General features: G+C 58.6%; 14 protein-coding genes. All 14 read left to right on the top strand.

Annotated features, from left to right (window positions below):
• The 14 genes from ADN01_RS16955 to mgrA all read left to right on the top strand — a co-directional run bounded on the left by ADN01_RS16955 (window position 1) and on the right by mgrA (window position 17,504).
• Window positions 1–741 (top strand): GntR family transcriptional regulator, encoded by a 741-nt coding sequence (locus ADN01_RS16955; RefSeq protein ID WP_062419353.1) that lies wholly within the window; start codon window positions 1–3, stop codon window positions 739–741.
• Window positions 742–866: 125 nt separating this feature from the next.
• Window positions 867–1,817 (top strand): aspartate carbamoyltransferase, encoded by a 951-nt coding sequence (gene pyrB, locus ADN01_RS16960; RefSeq protein WP_062419352.1) that lies wholly within the window; start codon window positions 867–869, stop codon window positions 1,815–1,817.
• Window positions 1,818–1,895: 78 nt separating this feature from the next.
• A complete protein-coding gene (locus ADN01_RS16965) occupies window positions 1,896–3,887 on the top strand; it encodes a hypothetical protein (protein WP_062419351.1) in 1,992 nt (663 codons plus the stop codon).
• Window positions 3,888–4,000: 113 nt separating this feature from the next.
• Window positions 4,001–4,981 (top strand): ornithine carbamoyltransferase, encoded by a 981-nt coding sequence (locus tag ADN01_RS16970; protein WP_062419350.1) that lies wholly within the window; start codon window positions 4,001–4,003, stop codon window positions 4,979–4,981.
• 90 nt (window positions 4,982–5,071) lie between these two features.
• On the top strand, window positions 5,072–6,019 hold the full coding sequence (gene arcC, locus ADN01_RS16975) for a carbamate kinase (protein WP_062419349.1): 948 nt from the start codon (window positions 5,072–5,074) through the stop codon (window positions 6,017–6,019).
• 79 nt (window positions 6,020–6,098) lie between these two features.
• A complete protein-coding gene (locus tag ADN01_RS16980; protein WP_062419348.1) occupies window positions 6,099–7,274 on the top strand; it encodes a BMP family ABC transporter substrate-binding protein in 1,176 nt (391 codons plus the stop codon).
• A gap of 285 nt (window positions 7,275–7,559) precedes the next feature.
• Entirely contained in the window at window positions 7,560–8,873 is a 1,314-nt protein-coding gene (locus ADN01_RS16990) for a BMP family ABC transporter substrate-binding protein (protein ID WP_062419347.1), read from the top strand.
• A 102-nt stretch (window positions 8,874–8,975) separates the two neighbouring features.
• A complete protein-coding gene (locus ADN01_RS16995; RefSeq protein WP_062419346.1) occupies window positions 8,976–10,544 on the top strand; it encodes an ABC transporter ATP-binding protein in 1,569 nt (522 codons plus the stop codon).
• Window positions 10,537–11,670 (top strand): ABC transporter permease, encoded by a 1,134-nt coding sequence (locus ADN01_RS17000; RefSeq protein WP_062419345.1) that lies wholly within the window; start codon window positions 10,537–10,539, stop codon window positions 11,668–11,670. Before ADN01_RS16995 ends, ADN01_RS17000 begins: the two co-directional genes overlap by 8 nt.
• A gap of 1 nt (window position 11,671) precedes the next feature.
• Window positions 11,672–12,640 carry an ABC transporter permease gene (locus tag ADN01_RS17005; protein WP_062419344.1) on the top strand — a complete coding sequence of 323 codons (969 nt, stop codon included), beginning with the start codon at window positions 11,672–11,674 and terminating at the stop codon, window positions 12,638–12,640.
• Window positions 12,641–12,676: 36 nt separating this feature from the next.
• Window positions 12,677–13,933, top strand: coding sequence for a threonine synthase (gene thrC, locus ADN01_RS17010; RefSeq protein WP_062419343.1), 1,257 nt, complete (start codon window positions 12,677–12,679; stop codon window positions 13,931–13,933).
• Window positions 13,934–13,969: 36 nt separating this feature from the next.
• Entirely contained in the window at window positions 13,970–14,911 is a 942-nt protein-coding gene (locus ADN01_RS17015) for a glycosyltransferase family 2 protein (RefSeq protein ID WP_062419342.1), read from the top strand.
• 36 nt (window positions 14,912–14,947) lie between these two features.
• Window positions 14,948–16,417, top strand: coding sequence for a pyridoxal-phosphate dependent enzyme (locus ADN01_RS17020; RefSeq protein ID WP_062419341.1), 1,470 nt, complete (start codon window positions 14,948–14,950; stop codon window positions 16,415–16,417).
• A 94-nt stretch (window positions 16,418–16,511) separates the two neighbouring features.
• The gene (mgrA, locus tag ADN01_RS17025) at window positions 16,512–17,504 is read left to right on the top strand and encodes an L-glyceraldehyde 3-phosphate reductase (RefSeq protein ID WP_062419340.1); all 993 of its coding nucleotides are present in this window, start codon (window positions 16,512–16,514) and stop codon (window positions 17,502–17,504) included.
• Window positions 17,505–17,554: the final 50 nt, after the last annotated feature.

A 17,554-nucleotide genomic window follows, 5' to 3' on the forward strand; every position in this document is an offset into this window, starting at 1 on the left:
ATGCCATCGCTTAATGCCCCGCATACCTCCGAGCGCCACCCATTTCAGCGGCTGCAGTCTCAGCTGGCGGATTTGATTGCGCTCACACCTGCGGGCGACCGGCTGCCGACCGAGCCCGAACTGGCGCGGCGTATGGGCGTTTCGCGCGCAACCCTGCGCGAAGCCATGCGCACCTTTGAAGGCCAGGGGTTGATCCGGCGGCGGCAGGGTGTGGGCACCTTCGTGGTCAGTCATAACCATGTGATTGAAAGCGGTTTGGAAGTGCTGCAAAGCATTGAAAGCCTCGCGGCAAAAATTGGGTTGGAAGTGACGCTGGGAACGCTGCAAGTGATGCGTTTGAGCGCTAACCAGGATCAGGCGGCTATTTTATCGGTTCCAGAGGGAACGCCCCTCTTAGAGGTATCGCGTGTGATTCAGGCCGAAGACCGGCCAGTGGCCTATTTGATTGACCTGCTGCCGGAAGAATTCCTGACCCTGGATGATTTACAGGATGGTTTTACTGGTTCCGTTATCGATTTTTTGCTGCGGCGAGGCTCGCCACCGCTGGTCAATTCACTCACCGAAATTCACGCGGTGGCGGCTTCGTCCGAAATTGCCCGCGCGCTGGAAATTCAGCGCGGCGACGTGCTGCTGATGTTCACGGCGCGCCTGTTCAGCGGTGAGGGGCAGGTGGTGGACTATTCCTACAGCTATTTTCTCCCCGGATATTTCCGCTTCCACGTGGTACGCCGCGTGGGATGATCCGTCATCTCATCTTAAAACAAGGAGGTTCATTCGCTGCTCAACCGAGACTCACTCAATCCACCAGACACTGGTTTGAACGTTTTGTAACCCAAACAACACTATTTTGATAAGGAGATTTAAAAATGCGTAGCTTTGCTGGTCGTGATATTCTGTCCCTGAAAGATTTCGAACGCCAGGAGTTCTTCCGCGTGTTCGAGATCGCCGAACAGTTGGAACCGATTGCCCGCAACCGCCGCAACGATGACCTGTGCGCGGATAAGACGCTGGTGACGGCGTTCTATCAGCCCTCCACCCGCACCCGCCTGGCCCACGAATCGGCCATGCACCGCCTGGGCGGCCATGTGACCGGTTTCTCCGATGCCAAGATGACCCGCGCGGGCGACTGGTATCAGGAATCGATCAAAGACACCGTCAAAATGCTGGAGTTCTACGGCGACGTGATCGTCATGCGCCACTTCCAGCAGGGCGCTCCCCATGAAGCCGCCAAGTGGTCTTCGGTTCCGATCATCAACGGTGGTGACGGCTGGGGCGAACACCCCACCCAGATCCTGACCGACCTGTACACCGTGCTGCGCGAGAAGGGCCGCATTGACGGTCTGCGCTGGTTGGCGGTTGGCGATATGCGCATGCGCACCATGCACTCCCTGGGCTATGCCCTCTCCCAGTTCGACTGCCCTGTGACCTTCGTGGCGCCCCCCGACATGGGCCTGAAGCCGGAATTCAAGCAGGAACTGACCGATCTGTGCGTGGACTTCCGCGAAGTTGAGCATGTGGAACAGGCGATTGCCGAAGCCGATGTGATCCTGGTCGAGCCTGTGGTTCAGCCCGATTACACCAAGTCCCGCCAGGAAGCTGGCGAACACGGGATGACCCCCGATAACTACAAGATCACCCGCGAACTGCTGTCCAAGAAGGCCAAGAGCGATGCGATCCTGCTGCACTCTCTGCCCCGCATGGACGAAATTCCTCCCGATGTCGACATCACCCGCTGGTCGCGCTACTGGCAGGAAGCCTTCAACGGTGTGGTCATGCGCATGGCCTTGATCGCGCTCGTTTTGGGCAAGATGGAGTAATTCCAGGTTAACCCTGGGGGCGGGGGAGGGCGCTTTTGGCCCTTTCCCGCCCCTTTGAGACCCTTCACCGATCGATTGATGTCTTTGCCCCGGCTCACCCACCGTTCTTTTCCCATCGCTCTGGCGGCAGCGGTGATTTTGGGTTTTGGGGTGTTTATCCCCTGGTTTGGGTTTTATGGGGATGATTGGCTGTACATTTACACGTTTCATGTTTTGGGACCGGGCAGTTTTCGGGCGTTTGTGGCGGCCGACCGGCCGTTTTCGGGGTGGGTGTACACCCTGGTGACGCCCATTCTGGGCGAAAGCCCGCTGGGCTATCACCTGCTGCTGCTGGCGCTGCGCTGGGGGAGCGGCATGCTGCTGTGGTGGGTGCTGCGCCTGGTGTGGCCGAAGGAAGAGCGTAAATTGGGTTGGGCGGCGCTGTTGTTTGTGCTCTTTCCGGGCTTTCAGCAGCAGCCGATCGCTGTTCAATTTATTCTGCACTTTACCATTCTTAATATTTTCTTGTTCTCGTTGGGCGCCATGCTCAAATCGCTGGAGCCGGGGCGAACCGCCTGGTTTTGGCGGGTGGGCGCCTGGGTTTCATCGCTGGGCTTTTTCTCGTTGGAATACTTTGTGGGGCTGGAGCTGCTGCGGCCCGTTTTGGTGGGGATGCGGCTGCGGCAGGCGGGCGAACCGCTGGGACGGCGGCTGCTGCGGCGCGTTGGGCTGCACACCCTGCCGTTTTGGGTCGCGCTGGCGGCTTTTGGGGTGTGGCGCACGCTGATCTTTAAGTTCCCCACCTACCAGCTGAGTCTGATGGATGAGCTGAAAGCCCAACCTGTGCAGGCGCTGCTGCATTTGCTTCAGCGCGCGGCGGGGGATGTGCTGACGGTGACGGCCCTTTCCTGGCGTCAGGCGGCGGTGCTTCCGGCGGGCGGCTGGCAAAATCGGGTGATGATGGCGGGGCTGGTTTTGGGGGCACTGGCGCTGGCCTGGTTCTACCTGAGCCGCTGGAACTCCGAACCGCAGTCTGAGTCGGCTTCCTGGGCGCGCGGGGCTTTGGGTTTGGGCGGGCTGGCTTTGGCGGGGGCAGGCGTGCCGTTTTGGGCGGCGGGCGTGCCGTTGGAAACCAGTTTCCCCTGGGACCGCTCCATGCTGCCGTTTATGCTGGGGGCCTGTCTGGTGACCGTGGCGCTGGTGGACCTTTTCCTGCGGCCCGGCAAACAGGCCCTGGTGTTTTCGGTCTTGCTGGCGCTGGCAGTGGGGGCGCATTTTAACAATGCGTTGGTGTACCGCGAGGAATGGCAAAACCTGCGCGCTTATTTTTGGCAGATGACCTGGCGCGCGCCGCAGTTGGCCCCGGGTACCATCGTGGTTTCGGATGAGATTCCGCTCTTCCGCTTCAGCGATAATGACCTGTGGCCGGTGTTGGATTGGACTTATGCGCCTCAGCAAACCCGCCGGGATTTGGCGTATAAGTATTTTGACCTTTCTTTGCGGCTTGGCAAGGACCTGACGGTGGAGAAGGGGCAGGTGGTGGAACACAGCTACCGCAACCTGCGCTTTTCGGGCAGCAGCGACAGCGTGGTGGCGGTGTATAACCGCAAAGGCGGCTGCCTGCATTTTGCAGCCCCCAAAGATAAGGTGCGCGGCGGGATGCCGGAACGGGTGCGCAAGGTGCTGCCGATTTCGAACCTGAAGCAGATTCAAGACAGCCCCTCCGCGGCGACCCCGCCCGATGCACTGGGCCCGCAGCCGGAACAAGACTGGTGTTATTATTATCAGAAAGCGGATCTGGCCCGCCAGACGGCGGAATGGTCCAAGGCAGTGGATTTGTGGAATGAAGCGGCGGCTCAGGGATATCAGGCGCAAGACCTGGTGGAACTGCTGCCCTTTATCGAAGGTTTCGCCCGCACGGGTGATTGGGCTCAGGCGCAGCGCCTGAGTGAGCAGGCCGCTCAAAGCGGCGACGCGCGCCCGGCGGTGTGTGCCTTGTGGAAACAGACGGCCGAAAACTCCAAACTTAGCCCGCAGGAGCGTTCGCAGGCCGCAGAGATGCGGACGCAGTTCGGGTGTGAGACGGAATAATAAGACAAACCCATGAGGAGGTGTTCGAGAGCGATCCGAACGTATCGATTGAACATCTGAGCAAACACGGTTCATTTGTACCTTAATCTAAAAACACTACGAAGGAGTTAAAAATGCAAACGTTTCTTCACGGTCGTGACTTGATTGGTGACCTGGACTTCAGCAAAGAAGAAGTGGAAACCGTATTGGATGTGGCGTTTGATCTGAAGCGCAAGCGCGCGCTGAACGAATCGACCGCCATCCTGCGCGACAAAGTTTTGGCCATGCTGTTCTTCTTCAGCAGCACCCGCACCCGCGGCTCTTTTGAAGCGGGTATGGCCCACCTGGGCGGCCACGCGGCCTTCATCGAAAGCAAGACCACCCAGATTTCCCACGGCGACACCCCCAAAGAAATTGGTGAGATCTTCGGCCGCTATTTCGATGGCATCGCCATCCGCCACGTGGATTGGGGCATTGGCAATGGTTATTTAAATGAAGTTGCCAAATACTCCCGCGTGCCTGTGCTCAACATGCAGTGCGACATCTACCACCCCTTCCAGTGCCTGGCCGACCTGATGACGATTGTGGAAAAGAAGGGCCGCGATCTGCGCCGCAAGAAGATGGTGGTATCTTGGGCCTATGCCGCTTCCTACCAGAAACCCATGTCGGTTCCGCAGTCGCTGATTCTGCAAATGCCCCGCTTTGGCCTGGACGTGGTTCTGGCTCATCCGCCGGAATTCAAACTGATGCCCGAAATCATGGAAATGGCCCAGGAACAGGCGCGCCGCTATGGGGCTGGCTTTGAAGTCACCGATGACATGGAAGCCGCCTTTAAAGACGCGGATATCATCTACGCCAAATCTTGGGGCGCGATGGTGCACACCCCGGATGCCGCTCAGGGCGCCGAGATCATCAAGAAGTACTCCCACTGGATTACCGACGAGCGCAAGATGGCCCTGGCCAAACCGGATGCCATCTACATGCACCCGCTCCCCGCGGACCGCAACATCGAAGTGACCGACGGCGTGATGGACGGCCCCCACTCTGTGGTGTACGATGAAGCCGAGAACCGCATGCACGCGCAGGAAGCGGTCATGGCTTTGACCATGAGCTAAGCAGTCAAACTGGTCAGGGGGACAGGGCCTTAGCACCCTGCCCCCTGGCGCCGATTAAAACGATTTAACGAATTTGAGGAGAGATTACCAATGGTTAAAAAAGGCGTAGCAGTTGTGGCTGTGGGCGGCAACTCGCTGATTAAAGATGAGAAGCGCAAGAGCATTAAGGATCAATTTGACGCCGGCGCCGAGTCCATGCATCACATTGTGGACATGCTGGAGCAGGGTTGGGATGTGGTGATTTCGCACGGCAACGGCCCCCAGGTGGGGTTCATTCTGCGCCGCTCCGAGCTGTCGCGCCATGAGCTGCATGAAGTTCCGTTGGATTACTGCGGCGCTGATTCGCAAGGCTCCATCGGTTACATGTTCGCCCAGGCGCTGAATCACGAGTTTGTGGCGCGCGGCATGAACAAGCAAGCCGTGGCTGTGGTGACCCAGACCATCGTGGACCGCAACGACAAGGCTTTCCAGAACCCCACCAAGCCGATTGGCTCGTTCATGAGCGCGGAAATGGCGCATGAAAAAGCTGAGAAAGAAGGCTGGGTGGTGGTGGAAGATGCTGGCCGCGGTTGGCGGCGTGTGGTTCCGTCCCCCATCCCGCAGCGGATTGTGGAAGCGGATGCCATTCAGTCGCTGGTGAAGAGCGGCTTTGTGGTCATCGCGGTGGGCGGCGGCGGTATCCCGGTGGTGGAAGACGAAGCCGGCAAACTGCACGGCGTGGAAGCGGTGATTGATAAGGATTTTGGCTCCGCGATCCTCTCCAACATGATCAACGCGGATCTGTTCGTCATCTCCACCGCTGTGGAAAAAGTGGCGATCAACTTCAACAAGCCCGATCAGAAATGGATCGACCGCATGACGGTGGCTGAAGCCAAGCAGTATATGGAAGAAGGCCACTTTGCGAAGGGCTCCATGCTGCCCAAGATCCAGGCCATTTTGCGCTTCCTGGAAAACGGCGGCAAGCAGGCGCTGATCACCAACCCGGAAAATATCGGGCGTGCGCTGCGCGGCGAGACCGGAACCTGGATTGTTCCGTAACCAAATACGATAACAACAATTGGGTGGGTTTGTCAGGTTTGACAAACCCACCCTGCGAAACCCGGAGTTAGGAGGACCTATGTCCTTTCGGACGATGTGGCGGTTGGTCAGCGTGGTGTTGGTGGCGGGTCTGGCGTTAACGGCCTGCGGCCCGCGGGTTTCTGTGCCGGATCCCGATCCGGACAAGTTCAGTGTGGCGATGGTTTTAATCGGCCCGAAGAACGATCAGGGCTGGTCCCAGGCACATTACGAAGGCCTGGAATATGTGGCACAGCAAGTTCCAGGCATACAGACTGTTTATGTGGAAAACGTCCCGGAAGGGGATGAGTCTGAGCCTGTTATCCGAGCGTTGGCGGCCAAAGGGTTCGATTTGATCTTTGCAACCTCCTTTGGCTTTATGGATCAGATGGAGCGGGTGGCCAACGATTTTCCGAATACCTATTTTATTCATATTTCCGGAACCAAATCGAACACAACCAATTTTGGCAACCTGATGGGCGCGATGGAAACAGCCCTGTATCTGGCGGGCATGCTGGCCGGAGAGCGGGCTGAGATGGACGGCAATTTGCGCCTGGGGTATATGGCCACCTACCAGATTGCGGAAGAGCTGCGTTTGGGGAACGCTTTTGCCCTGGGGATGCGCAAGACCTGCTCAGAATGCACCATGGATGTGCGCTGGCTGAACACCTGGCACGACCCGGTGGTGGAAAAACGCGTGGCGTTGGAAATGTTTGACGCCGGGGCGCAGGTGGTGCTTTCGGGAGCGGATACGCCCGCAGTGGCCGATGCAGCTGAAATCAAAGGCAAATGGGGCGTGACGTTTGACTGGGTAGGCTCCTGCACCAGCCCCGCCTGTTTGACAGCGCCGTATTGGAACTGGGGACCGGTGTACAAAGAGGTGGTGGAAGGCTTGCTGAACAAGACCTATAAACCCGGATGGCATTATTTTGACGGCGATTCGGGCGGTTTGGGCTTATACGGATTTATGCCTGGGCAGGAGCTGACCGCTGGGGCGGCGGAACTGCCGGATGGGACGCTGAACCAGGTGCGCGCCCTGCTGCGGCAGATGCAGGACGGCGGTTTTAACCGCTTCAGTGTTTTCCAGGGGCCAATCACCGACAACAAGGGTAATCTGATCGTTGCAGATGGATATAAATTGGAGCAGATTGACCTGGATCAATTCCCTGAAATGCAGTTGGGCTGCAAAGTGTGCATGAAGTGGTGGTCGGCGGGCGTGAACGCCGACTGGCCGTGATGGTTTGACCATATATCTTAATGTTGTTTGACAGATGGCACTTGTAATTGGCTGTAAAATTAAACTATTCTTGAACGTGCAAAAGCAGTTTCACGAACGCGCCAGGCCTGTGATTCTCACAGGTGGGGGCGAGTTTGCGAGGAAACGACGATTGCGTTCCCCCGTATCAGCCTTCAAATGAGTTGGATCGGAAGGAGGTGATGATCCTGCGATCTGTGTAGTTTGAGTGAAGTCGCTTATGAGTCCACTGATGTTCCATTCTTAAGTAAGTATGGAGGAGTTGAAATGAAAAAGACAGTGTTGTGGCGCATGATGGCTGCGCTGTTGGTGGTGATCTTTATGATGACTGCCTGCACGCCCGCGGCCCCTGCCGAACCGGCCGCCCCGGCGGAACCGGCGGCTCCGGCTGAACCGGCTGCCCCGGCCGAACCTGCGGCCCCTGCGGAACCGGCGGCTCCCGCCGAACCGGCGGCCCCCGCGACGGGCGAACTGCAAATCCCGGACGTGGTGGAAGGCAAATACAACGCGGCTTTCGTGATGCTGAGTGTTCACGATGACGGTGGTTGGTCTCAGGCGCAGTACGACGGCCTGCGATACGTCATGGAAAAAATGCCGGATGTGAATGCGGCTTACATTGAGAACGTGGCTGAAGGCGCCGACGCGGAGCAGGTTTTCCGCGCGCTGGCTCGCAAGGGCTTCAATGTGATCTTTGGCGGCTCCTTTGGTTATATGGACTCCATGGAAGTGGTTGCCCCTGACTTCCCGGATACCTATTTCATCCACATCAGCGGTTACAAATCCAACAGCACCAACTTTGGTAACCTCTTTGGCGCAATGGAATCGATGAAGTACCTGGCCGGCATGATGGCTGGGTCGCGGGCCAAGATGGACGGCGAGACCAAGATCGGCTACATCGCCACCTTCCCCATCCCCGAAGAACTGCGCCTGGGCAACGCGTTTGCCATCGGCATGCGCAAGACCTGCCCTGAGTGCACGATGGATGTGCGCTGGATCAACACCTGGCACGATCCTGTGATCGAACGCCAGGGTGCCGACTCCCTGTTTGACGCGGGCGCCCACATCGTTTACACCGGCGCCGACACCCCCGCCCCGGCTTTGGCCGCTGAGGCTCGCCCGGGCAAGTGGGGCATCACCTATGACTGGTCCGGCTCCTGCACCTCGGATTCTTGTCTGACCGCCCCCTATTGGAACTGGGGCCCCGAATTCGTGCGCGTGATCACCGGTTTGCAAGACGGCACCTACAAAGTGGGCTGGGATTACTTTGATGTGAGCACCGGCGGTCTGGGCATTTACGGCCTGATGGAAGGCCAGGAAATGACCAAGGGCCAGAAGGAACTGCCCGAAGAAGATATGAAGATGGTGAAAGACACCCTGGCCAAAATGCTGGCGGGCGAATTTACCCGCTTTGACGTCTTCGCTGGCCCGCTGAAGGACAACGCTGGCAATATCGTCGTTCCGGAAGGCGAGAAGATGTCGCAGTCGGATCTGGATCAGTTCCCTCCGGGAGCTCCTGGTTTGGAGTGCAAGTACTGCATGCGCTTCTGGGCTGAGGGCGTCACCGCTGAACTGCCTCAGTAGTCTGTAAGTGTTGTGGGGGACAGGCCGCACGGTTTGGGGCCTGTCCCCTTTCTTCCGGAACACCCGGAGAGAGAGACCCTGGAAGGGTGTAGAGGTAGAGCTATGGATCAGGAGAGCAACGCCAACCTAGCGGTGAATGTGGTTGAAATGCGCGGGATTGTCAAGCGATTTCCGGGCGTTTTGGCAAATGATCATGTTAATTTTGACCTTCAAAAGGGTGAGATCCACGCGCTGCTGGGCGAAAACGGCGCTGGAAAAAGCACCCTGATGAACATTCTGGCGGGTATGTACCGCCCTGATTACGGTACGATCACGGTGAATGGGCAGCCGGTGAACTTTACTTCCCCAGCTGATGCCATCCGTGCGGGGATCGGCATGATTCACCAACATTTCATGCTGGTTCCTTCGCAAAATGTGACTGAAAACATTTTGTTGGGATTGAAAGAACCGCGCTTTATCATGAACATCCGCAAGTACGAAGATGCGGTGGCAGCCCTGGGCGAGCGATACGGGTTAAAAGTGGACCCGCGTGCGAAGATCTGGCAGCTATCGGTGGGTGAACAGCAGCGCGTTGAAATCTTAAAGGCGCTTTACCGCGGAGCTAACATCTTGATTATGGATGAGCCCACGGCGGTGTTGGCGCCGAAAGAAATTGAAGAGCTTTTCATGACCCTGCGCTCGATGACGAAGCAGGAAAAGTCCATCATCTTTATCAGCCATAAACTGCACGAAATCACCAGCATTTCCAACCGCGTGACGGTGATGCGCAAGGGCAAAGTGACTTCGCAGGGCATCAGCGTGGATGGGGTGACACGGGCAGATCTGGCGCGCCTGATGGTGGGGCGCGATGTGGAATTCAATATCGAAAAAGAACCCTGCCAGGTAGGCGGCATGGTGCTGCAAGTGCAGAATGTGCAGGCCATGAATGATAAGGGCCTGCCCGCGCTGCGCGGGGTATCGCTGACGGTGAATTCGGGTGAGATTGTGGGCCTGGCGGGCGTGGCGGGCAACGGCCAAAGTGAATTGGCCGAGGTGATCGCCGGGCTGCGCAAGGTGACGGGCGGCAAGATCTTCGTGCAGGGGGAGGACATCACCAACCAATCGGTCAAGCGCAGCATCACCTCAGGGGTGTCGCTGGTTCCTGAGGACCGCACCCGCGTAGGCACGGCCCCCAATTTAAGCATGACCGACAACGTGATCATGAAGAATTACAAACAGGCGCCGATTGGGCGCGGCTGGATGATTAACGCTCCGGCGGCGGATGATTACGCTAAGCGCCTGAAAGACACCTACGATATTATGACCCCCTCCACCCAGACCTCGGTGCGTTTGATGTCGGGCGGCAATCTGCAAAAGGTCATTTTGGCGCGGGAAATTTCCAGCCAGCCGGCTTTGATGGTGGCGGTGCAGCCGACGCGCGGCCTGGATGTGGGCGCCATTGAGGGTGTGCAGCATTTGCTGCTGGAACAGCGTAAAAACTGCGCGGCCATCCTTTTGATCTCTGAAGAACTGGAAGAGCTGCTGGCGCTCAGCGACCGCATTTACGTCATCTACGAAGGTCAGATTATGGGTGAAGTGACCGACGGCGATATTGAGAAGATCGGCCAGATGATGTTGGGCGCGCGCACGGAACAGCTTGAGACCGCGGAAGGAGAAAGCAACCATGACTGATTCACCATCCCCGAAACCCGCGGGACAAAACTGGTTTCCCTATCGCTTTAAAGTTGAACCGCGCCTGAAAGAACCCCCAGCCTGGTTTTCACCGATGCTGTCATTGGCGGCGGTGGTGGTTTCGCTGTTTATCGGAGCCTTCATCATCCATCTGGCGGGCGGCGACCCCTGGAAAACCTATGTGCACATTGCCAAGTCGTCCTTCGGCAGCGTGGGCGTGATTTCCGATACGCTGGTGAAAGCCACTCCGTTGATCCTGGTGGGTCTGGCCTGTTCCATTGCCTTCCGCATGCGCATTTGGAACATCGGCGCGGAGGGGCAGTTCTTTCTGGGCGCGTGGGGAGCCAGCCTGATCGTGCTTTTGCCGGTGCTGCCAGAGGACGCGCCGCAGTGGCTCTTCATCCTCACCACGATGGCTTCGGGCATTCTCTTTGGGGCGCTGTGGGGTCTCATTCCTGCGGTGCTCAAGGCCCGCTTCAATGTCAATGAGATCATCTCAACCCTGATGATGAACTACATTGCCATCTCGTGGAACAACTATTTTATCTATGCGGTGTGGTCGGACGGCGGTTTTCAGATGACGCGCATGTTCCAGCGCAACGCCTGGCTGCCGCGCCTGGCCGACTATGCCAAAGAGATCCCCGCCTTCCGCGGACTGACCACGCATTTGGGCCTGGTGTTTGCTCTCCTGGCGGCGGTGGTGGTGTACTTGATTTTGACCAAAAGCCAGTGGGGGTATGAAATTCGCCTGATCGGCGATAACCCCAACGCGGCCCACTACGCCGGCATTTCGATCAACAAAAACATCATCCTGGTGATGCTGCTTTCGGGCGGCCTGGCGGGTTTGGCAGGTATGTCAGAGATCACAGGTGTGGTTCACCGGCTTCAAGGAGCCATTTCGCCAGGCTACGGTTTTACCGGCATCATCATTGCCTGGCTGGCCAAGCTGAACCCCTTTGGTGTGATCATCGCTTCCATCCTGTTCGGCGCTTTGATCCTGGCGGGACGTGAGATGCAGCCGCACGGCATACCCACCATGATCCAGGGGGTGATCATGGTGCTGTTGATCGCGAGCGATTTCTTTACCCGGTATACAATTCGCATCACTCGCCGCATGGAGGAGTAAGATGGACCTGATCATCGTATTATCCGCGGGGGTCGCCACGGGAACAGCGCTGCTGTTTGCCACCGTGGGAGAAATCTTCGCCGAACGGTCTGGGGTGATGAACCTGGGTGTGGAAGGCATGATGCTGCTGGGGGCCATGACGGCCTACAGTGTGTCAGCTTCTAGCGGCTCGCCCTGGTTGGGCGCCCTGGCGGGCATGTTGGCAGCCGGTTTGATCAGTCAGATCCACGCCTACATTTCCATCACGTTGAAGGCGGATCAGGTGGTGAGCGGCCTGGCGTTGAACTTTTTGGCTTCGGGTGTGAGCCTGGTGTTGGGCGAAGGTCTGAACAGCCTGAAGGGTGTGCCGGCTCTGCCGTTTTTCAGCATTCCGCTGCTGGTGAATATCCCCATTCTGGGCGATATCCTTTTCAAAAATCAAAGCGTGCTGGTCTATATTGGTTACCTGCTGTTCCCGCTGGCCTGGTATTTTATCAACCGCACCCGCCCCGGGCTGCATTTACGCGCGGTGGGTGAATACCCGTCCGCGGCCGATTCGCAGGGCATTAACGTGATTGGCCTGCGCTATTTCTATACCTTTGTGGGCGGTCTGCTGGCGGGGCTGGGCGGGGCAGCCATCAGCCTGGCGATTTCGCCGGGTTGGTTCAGCGAGAAGACCTCGGCTGGCCTGGGCTGGATCGCGGTGGGTCTGGTGATCTTTGCCCAATGGGATCCCATCCGCGCGGCGGGCGGCTCCTACATCTTCGGCGCGCTGCGGCGCTTGATCCTGGACATTCAGGGGCCGACCACCATCCTGGGGCTGCGCAATCCTTTCTACTACAACCCCTATTACGGATTTTTCCTGCAAATGCTCCCCTACGCCTTCACGGTGGTTGTGCTGGTTCTGGGCTCGCGCGAGGCCATTCGCAAGCGCATGGGCACACCGGCGGCTTTGGGGTTACCCTATGTCCGCGGGCAACGCGGTTTGTAAACCTTGCTGTTAACTTTTATGAAAGGGCATGGATCTATGGAAAAGACGTTCGTTGGTTACCGCTGTTCATTGTGCGGCAAGGAGTACGGCCCTGAGGACGTGCAGTACACCTGCCCGGCTGACGGCGGCAATTTGGATGTGGTTTTAGATTACGAAGGTATTCGCAAAAAATATCAGGTGGAAGACATCACCACGCGCACGGATGCTTCGCTGTGGCGCTACTTGCCGCTGCTGCCGGTGACAGATCCGGGCGGCGAGGGCACGCCTCTGCGCGCCGCGGGTTGGACGCCGCTGTATCAGCCGCCGGCCCTGGCCAAGACGCTGGGCATGCGCCAGCTGTGGGTGAAGGACGAAGGCCGCAACCCGACCGCCTCGTTCAAAGACCGCGCCAGCTCGGTGGTGGTGGCGCGCGCGCGCCAGATTGGGGCCGAAGTGGTGGTGACGGCTTCCACCGGCAACGCGGGTGCGGCCCTGGCGGGCATGTCGGCGGCGGTGGGTCAGCGGGCGGTCATCTTTGCCCCGCGCACGGCCCCCCCGGCCAAGGTGGCGCAGCTGTTGGTGTACGGCGCTCAGGTGATCCTGGTGGACGGCAATTATGACTCGGCCTTCGACCTGACCATCGAGGCGGCTAACGCTTACGGCTGGTACTGCCGCAATACGGGCTACAACCCCTTCACGGCGGAAGGCAAGAAAACCGCGGCTTTTGAAATTTGGGAAAATGTGATTTTGCCCCTGGGCGACAGCACCCAGCCTTTGAACGTGTTTGTGTCGGTGGGCGACGGCAACATCATCTCCGGCATTCACAAAGGGTTCAAGGACCTCATGGCCCTGGGCTGGCTGAAGGTGATGCCGCGCATTTTCGGCATTCAGTCCGACAAATCGGCGGCGGTGGCCAACGCGTTCTTCGCGGGCACGGAGACGATTGTGCCGGTGGCGGCCACAACCCTGGCCGACAGCATTTCGGTGGATCTGCCCCGCGACGGTGTGCGCGCGGTGCGCGCCGCCACGCAAACCGGCGGGGCTTACATCACCGTGCCGGATGAGGAGATCATTTCTGCCATTGCCGATCTGGGCAAAGTGGGCATTTTTGCCGAACCGGCGGGTTCAACGGCCTACGCCGGCTTGAAGAAAGCCCTGAAAGAGGGCGTGATTGGGGCGGATGAGCCCACGCTGGTGCTGAACACGGGCAACGGTATGAAAGACATCCGCGCGGCGATGGCGGCTGTGAAGGAAGCTCCGATTATCGAGCCGACCTTTGCGGCGCTTGAAAAGCATCTGGCGGCCAACCGCTAGAGAGCACGATAGGGACAAACAGGAACCAGGGTCACGATGCAGCCTACTTATTCGATTATTGCGCCAGTGTATAACGAACGCGAAAGCCTGCCAGTTCTGTTGGACCGGCTGCAGGGCGTGATGGATACCACCGGCGAGTCCTGGGAACTGATTTTGGTCGATGATGGTTCTACCGACGGTTCGACCGAGATCATCCGCGCCTTGGGGGAGCAGGATGAGCGCGTGCGGCCGGTGATTTTTGCGCGCAACTTTGGCCACCAAATTGCTGTGACGGCTGGGCTGGATTACAGCCGCGGGCAGGCGGTGGTGATTATTGACGCGGATTTGCAGGACCCTCCGGAGGTGATTCTCGAACTGATTGCCAAATGGAAAGAAGGCTTTGAAGTGGTGTATGCGGTGCGCGGCGAGCGCGAGGGTGAAACCTGGTTTAAGAAAACCACCGCATCCCTGTTTTACCGCCTGATTTACCGCATTACGGATGTCAAAATTCCGCTGGATACGGGCGATTTTCGCCTGATGGACCGCAAGGTGGTGAACGTGATGAACCAGATGCGCGAACGCCACCGCTTTTTGCGGGGGATGTCCTCGTGGGTGGGCTTCCGCCAGGTGGGTGTCACCTACCGGCGGGCGGCGCGCTTCGCGGGGGTCACCAAATACCCGTTCAGCAAGATGCTGCGGCTGGCGCTGAACGCCATCACCAGCTTCTCGTATTTCCCCCTGCAATTGGCCACCTATATGGGCTTTTTTGCCGCGGGGCTGAGCATTTTGACCATCCCGGTGATTGTGGTGATGCGCTTGATCGGGCAGCAGGCATTTTTTGGACAGGCCACCACCCTGGTTGCGGTGCTGCTTTTGGGTGGGGTTCAGCTCATCAGTCTGGGCATTTTGGGTGAGTATTTGGGCCGCGTATACGATGAAGTCAAGGGCCGCCCGCTGTACATTGTCAGCCAGGGGCCTTCTGATGAAGATAAACAATAATCCATTTTTACCATTCTAGTTTAGGAGACTTTTCAAATGACGAAGATTGACTTAACAGTACATCCTGACCGGCTGGAACGGGCTGTGAAGCGCGCGCGGGAACGCAATATTATCGTTCCCACCTACGCGCAGATGAAGAACCCTGCTCTGGTTCCGGACTCGGTGAAGGCTGAGCTGGCGAATATTGGTTTGTGGGATGTTCACCCGCGCAACCTGTTCCGCATCACCTGGAAGAACGAGCCCAAGGCCAAGGGCGGCGCTTTTGGCGGCCCCAACTTCCTGGAGCTGCCCTCCAGCCTGACGGGCACCCCGGCGCGCATCATCGCCATGGTGGGCAAGTGGTTCCCCACCGGCGCGCACAAAGTGGGCGCGGCTTTCAGCTGCCTGGTTCCCCGCCTGGTGACCGGCCAGTATGACCCCACCACGCAGAAGGCTGTGTGGCCCTCCACCGGTAACTACTGCCGCGGCGGCGCGTATGACTCGGCCCTCTTGGGCTGCCAGTCCATCGCCATTCTGCCGGAAGGCATGAGCAAGGAACGCTTTGAGTGGCTGTCGAAGATCGCCGGCGAAGTCATCGCCACCCCGGGCACCGAATCGAATGTGAAAGAAATCTTCGACAAGTGCTGGGAACTGCGCAAATCGGGCCAGGACCTGATGATCTTCAACCAGTTCGAAGAGTTCGGCAACTATCTGTGGCACTATGAAGTCACCGGTCACGCGATTGAAGACGCGCTGCACCAGGTGATGGGGCCCAACGACCAGTTCCGCGGTGTGGCTTTGACCACCGGCTCGGCGGGGACGATTGCCTGCGGCGATTACCTCAAGCAGAAATTCCCCAACAGCAAAATCTGTGCCAGCGAAGCGCTGCAGTGCCCGACCCTGCTGAACAACGGCTTCGGCGCGCACCGCATCGAAGGCATCGGCGACAAGCACGTGCCGTGGATTCACAACATCAAGAATACCGACATGGTCGTGGCCATTGACGACATGTCGGTGGTGAACGTGATGCGCCTGTTCAATGAACCCGCGGGCCAGGAATATCTGCGCAGCAAAGGCGTTCCGGCGGAAATCGTCAGCCAACTGCACCTGTTGGGCTTCTCCGGCATCGCCAACATGCTCTCGGCGATCAAGATGGCCAAGTACTATGAAATGACCGAGAATGACGTCCTGGTGGTGATCTTCACCGACTCGATGGAACTGTACGCCACCCGCATCGAAGAATACCGCAAGGACTTCGGCCCGTTCACCGCTTCGGACGCGGCGGAGGCTTTTGCCCGCGATCTGTTCGGCGAGACTACTGATCACCTGATCGAACTGACCTACGCAGAACGCAAGCGCGTTCACAACCTCAAGTACTACACCTGGGTTGAGCAGCAGGGCCGCAGCTACGAAGAAATTCAGGCGCAGTGGTACGAACCCACCTACTGGACGGACGTTCAGGGCCAGGTGGAAGAGATTGATGCGCTGATTAAGGAATTCAACGCCCGCGTCGGCTTGATGAAGTAAGCTTTTTTCGCGCTCAACGAGTATACTTGCGAGAGGCCGCATGCGGCCTCTCGCATTTTTATTGGAGCGGGAAAACCGGGTGAGGAGGCGAAGGATGACGTATACAGCAGCGGAGGGGCGGTACGAGAGCATGCGTTTTGCGCGCTGCGGGCGCAGCGGTTTGCGGCTGCCCGCCATTTCTTTGGGGCTGTGGCATAACTTTGGCAGCGTGGACAGCCTGGAAAACGCGCGGGCCATGCTGCGGCGCGCCTTTGATTTGGGCATTACCCATTTTGACCTGGCCAACAACTACGGGCCGGTGCCGGGCTCGGCGGAAGAGACCCTGGGGCGGCTGTTGAAATCTGATTTTGGCGCGTACCGCGACGAATGGGTTATCTCCACCAAGGCGGGCTACAGCATGTGGCCGGGGCCGTACGGCGATTGGGGTTCGCGCAAAAGCCTGCTGGCCAGCCTGGATCAGAGCCTGCGGCGCATGGGCCTGGAATACGTGGACATTTTTTACTCGCACCGGCCTGACCCCGAAACCCCGCTGGAAGAAACCATGGGGGCTTTAGCCAGCGCGGTGCGGGCGGGCAAGGCCTTATATGTGGGTCTGTCGCGCTATTCGCCGGAAGACACCGTGCGCGCGGCCAAGATCCTGCGCGATTTGGGCGCGCCCTGCCTGATCCACCAGACGCGCTACCATATGTTTGAGCGCACGGATGAACACGGACTGCTGGACACCCTGGCGCAGGAGGGCATTGGCTGCATCGTGTTTTCGCCGCTGGCGCAGGGGCTGCTGACCGACCGCTATTTGAGCGGGCTGCCGGAGGATTCGCGCGCGGTGAAATCGGGGGTGTTTTTGAAGCCGGATCAGATCACACCCGAAAAGTTGGAAAAGGTGCGCGCCCTGAACCGGCTGGCGCAGGCGCGCGGGCAAAGCCTGGCGCAGATGGCGCTGGCATGGGTGCTGCGGCGGCCAGAGGTGACCAGTGTGCTGGTGGGGGCCAGCCGCCCGGAACAGATCGCCGACAGCGTGGGTGCACTGACGTATCCGGCCTTCTCGGCCGAAGAACTGGCGGCCATTGACGCGGTCACCCTGGGCTGAACAACGCACGTCAGAAAACACAAAAAAAGCGGTACGGGCGCACAACCCGT

The sequence above is a fragment of the Levilinea saccharolytica genome (assembly GCF_001306035.1).
GTDB classification, from domain to species: Bacteria; Chloroflexota; Anaerolineae; order Anaerolineales; family Anaerolineaceae; genus Levilinea; species Levilinea saccharolytica.